The organism is Romboutsia sp. (genome assembly GCF_051659545.1).
GTDB lineage: Bacteria > Bacillota > Clostridia > Peptostreptococcales > Peptostreptococcaceae > JBOFOR01.
This window is the reverse complement of the sequence record NZ_JBOFOR010000045.1, coordinates 1-3,596: the sequence shown is the minus strand read 5'-3', so window position 1 is coordinate 3,596 and position 3,596 is coordinate 1. Positions and strand designations below refer to the sequence as shown.

General features: G+C 28.2%; 3 protein-coding genes. All 3 read right to left on the bottom strand.

From position 1 onward, the window contains the following. Positions 1 to 120 precede the first annotated feature (120 nt). Positions 121 to 321 carry a response regulator gene (locus ACRC03_RS02655; RefSeq protein ID WP_438651004.1) on the bottom strand — a complete coding sequence of 67 codons (201 nt, stop codon included), beginning with the start codon at positions 319 to 321 and terminating at the stop codon, positions 121 to 123. Positions 322 to 689: 368 nt separating this feature from the next. Beyond that, complete coding sequence (locus ACRC03_RS02650; RefSeq protein ID WP_438651003.1) at positions 690 to 1,823, bottom strand: XRE family transcriptional regulator; 1,134 nt, start codon at positions 1,821 to 1,823, stop codon at positions 690 to 692. A gap of 243 nt (positions 1,824 to 2,066) precedes the next feature. Further along, positions 2,067 to 3,596 (bottom strand): DUF3656 domain-containing U32 family peptidase (locus ACRC03_RS02645; protein WP_438651002.1); only part of this gene is annotated, 1,530 nt, incomplete at its 5' end.

Genomic DNA, 3,596 nt, shown 5'->3' with positions numbered 1-3,596 from the left:
ATTCTAGTTTTGCATTTTCTCCTTGTTGTGGGAAATCTATAGTTTTATTTATTTCATAAGATTTCGAAGTATTGACTAAATCTTTTCCTTTTATGTCTAAATTGACTTCCCAATTTCCTTCTATTGTAGCACCATAAGGTAATCAGTATAATTTGTTACATATACTATTTTTACTGTTTTATCTTCTTCTCTTATTTTTTTAGCAGTTTCAATTCCATTCATACCTGTCATGTCTATATCTAAGAATATAATATCAAATGTAGAATAATAGCTATTTTTAACATTTTCACTTTCCTTTTTATTTGTTTTATTTAATTCAATTATATACTTTAGCTCAATTAGGTATCAAGTATTGTGCCTAAAGTACAGTAAAAGCTACATGAATTACAGCTTAACAGAAACTAATTTATAACAAACAAAAAAACGCTACATCCTGAAAAGATAAGCGCTAAGATCTTTATATTTATTATTCTCTGATAGCAAAAAATTAAATAAATGCTAATATATTAATTTTTTAAGCATTTTTATTTTTCCTAACAATATCTTTAGTTGATATATTTAATATAGAGCTAATTAGCGAAGAGGTCGTTTATATAAGCCGCACCGACATTGCAGCTTGCCTGCTTGGAGGAAGGCTTATATAAACGGCCTCGAGCGAGCCCTATATTAAATACCAACTAAACATATTTTTACTTTTTCTTTTTAAAGTTTACTTTAGTAACATTATCTTTTCTACCATTACCTTTTGGTGATAACATTTTATCTTTTAACTCTAATAAGTTTTCTATATCTTCTGGATATAAACTTAATCCACAATTAGCTAAGTTATCCACTAATGTAGCCTCACTCATTATGTCATTACTTATTAACATTTCCACAGACTTTCTTAATAAAGCTGGGCTTGTTGATTTTATATTATCATCTAATGGTTCTTTAGTAAGCCAACCTTGCTTTTCCATTTCTCTATTCAGATACATGTACTTTTTATAGTTAATAACTCCTATTTGATAAGCTCTTAGTACCATTGCTGATACTGGAACTATCCACTTTTTCTTAAGTGCTACATAGTCTTCTAATTCATTTACATCTTTTAAATCCTCGAAGAAAGTTTCTTTTGGTAATAAAAATGCACATGCAAATTCATCCTTAGAGAATTTCTTTGCTGGTATTCCAGCTTCTACAGATACTATATATGCTAACTCATAAGCTAAGTCAAAGTTTCTTATTGAAGCTGATTTTCTATCATTTCCTAGAGCTACGAAGTATCTACTATTTTTATCGATACTTTGTTTTTGAGTAAACGATACTGCTCCTCTTTTATCCACATTCATGCCTGATATAGCTATACCATTCACTTCCATTAGAGTAACCATATTTCCTATGATTCCATCTCCTAAATCCCAGTGTCTTCTTACTCTAGTTGCTAACTCTTCTATATCATCACAACCACGTAAATTATCTGGTAAGTTCATTTCCGGTAATCTAATATATCCTTCTATAAAAGATATTAGTTTATGAGTCATAACTAACTTTTCTTTGTAAGATATTTCTTCAACTCTTGGAATTGGTGATTCTGGTCTTATATGAGTATTTTCAACTACTACTTTTATAATATCTTTTTGAAGAAAATACTCCTTTGGAAACTTTAAAGCATTTGCCAATTTCATTTCATTTTCTGGTACTGGCTTATATTTTTCTTCTTCAAAAGCAAGTATATCTTTTTTGTTTATTTTACTTTCTAATGCTAATGAATCTATTGTCATTCCTCTATACATTCTAGCGGATTTTAATCTTTTTCCGTTAAATATTTTTTTTCTAATCATATTATCAATCTCACTTTCATATTCATTATGTCCGACACTTAAAATTGGATTTACTTTAATTATATTTTAACAAAATACTTTATCTAATAAACACATGTATCTCGCTTTAATTACATCCGTTGCTTAAAATTTAAAATGCTCTGGATACTTTTAATACCCAGAGCATTTTTATACTTTCATTATGAAATAATATCATATTTATCTATTCTAGTCAATTAAAGCAGCTTACCTTGTAATTATAAACTACTCTACACCTCTGTAATAATGACCTGCGCTTACCCCTGATTCATCTAACTTATTGTAAAGTTTAGTGGCCTTTATTCCTAGTTTATAATTGTTATTTAATACCTCTTTATAAGCTTCTATTACTTCTTCAATAGTTTCACCATTTTCTAAAGTAAAGTCTAATCTGAATATGTTTATTCCTATTTCATCTAACTCATATAAATTATCTAACATACAAGTTACTTTAGAATTATATATTGTAGTTCTACAGAATATATCTTGTGATAATCTATACTGTTCATCTTTAAAATCTTTTAGTACATAAGTACTTTCTTTACATTTAGCTGCTCTTTTATCTTTTTTACAGTCACGAACTAAAACACCCATTGGACAGTATTCTGTTACCATAAGAGGTGTATATCCATATACAACTGCTTCTATATTCATGTCTGTATATTTTAAAGTTTCTTTTATTTCGTAGATGTTTAATTCTTGAGATACACAAAGATTATTTGCTCCAAATTCTTTAAAGTGATTTATAGTTTCACTATTAAATGCATTTAAATAATAATCTATACTTAACTCTTTATCTTTGAAGTAATCTAGTGCTCCCCAAGTACCAACTTGTACAGAGTTTACACCTGTATTTCTTGCTTTTTCTAGTTGTTTGTATTCTTTGTTTCTAATTATTCTAGGTGCAGAATATGCTACTTTAGTACTGTATTTCATACCAATTTTTAAAGCTTCTTCAAGAGTTGTAACATCTTCGTAATAAGCTAAATCTACACCACACTTTAGAGCACTTTCTAGTTGTTCTAAGTTTTTAACTTTAACTGCTATTTTTTGTGATTCTTCTCTACTTACTTTTTCTGGGCTATATTTTACTTTTTTATTTTTGTAATTTCTATTTTTTATTTTAATTCTATCTTCATCTAAAAGTTCTATACAATCTCTTCTCATTTGATTTAAGATACTTACAGGTATACTAGCATTTTCATCTAGTATTATCTCTAAGCTAGTCAGTATATAAGGAGTATTCCCAAGCTTTTGAAATTGCGTTTCAATTTTTTCTTTACTTAGTGCAACCTTCATTGCAGGTTCTACAATTTTATCTCCTTCTATGGTAGCTGTGTTTCCTTTTTTATCGTTTAATGTAAGTATAGGATTTTGTCCTAATTTTATAGTTATTTTAGCATCTATCTCATTTTTAACAAGCTCTTTGTCTTGCTTAAAAGTACCTTGTACTCTATCCATTAATTCACTATCTGAGGTTTTAAATACTACTTGTCCTCTTTTGGCTTCTCCAACAAAATCTAACTCTATAACTTCTCCAGCGTTTCCTATAGTATGTATATCTCCATTTTTTAAAATTCTTCCTATAGTTCCTCCACCAAGATTTATACCGTCACCTTTTTTAAGAGTGTTTTCAAGCATTATTTTAAGTCTTTTACTTCTTTTATTATGTTCTAATACTTTTCCTATATATAATCCTTGGTTGTTAGGTATTTCTGAGTTCATCATATCTTTACCTACTTCACCTAATAAAAG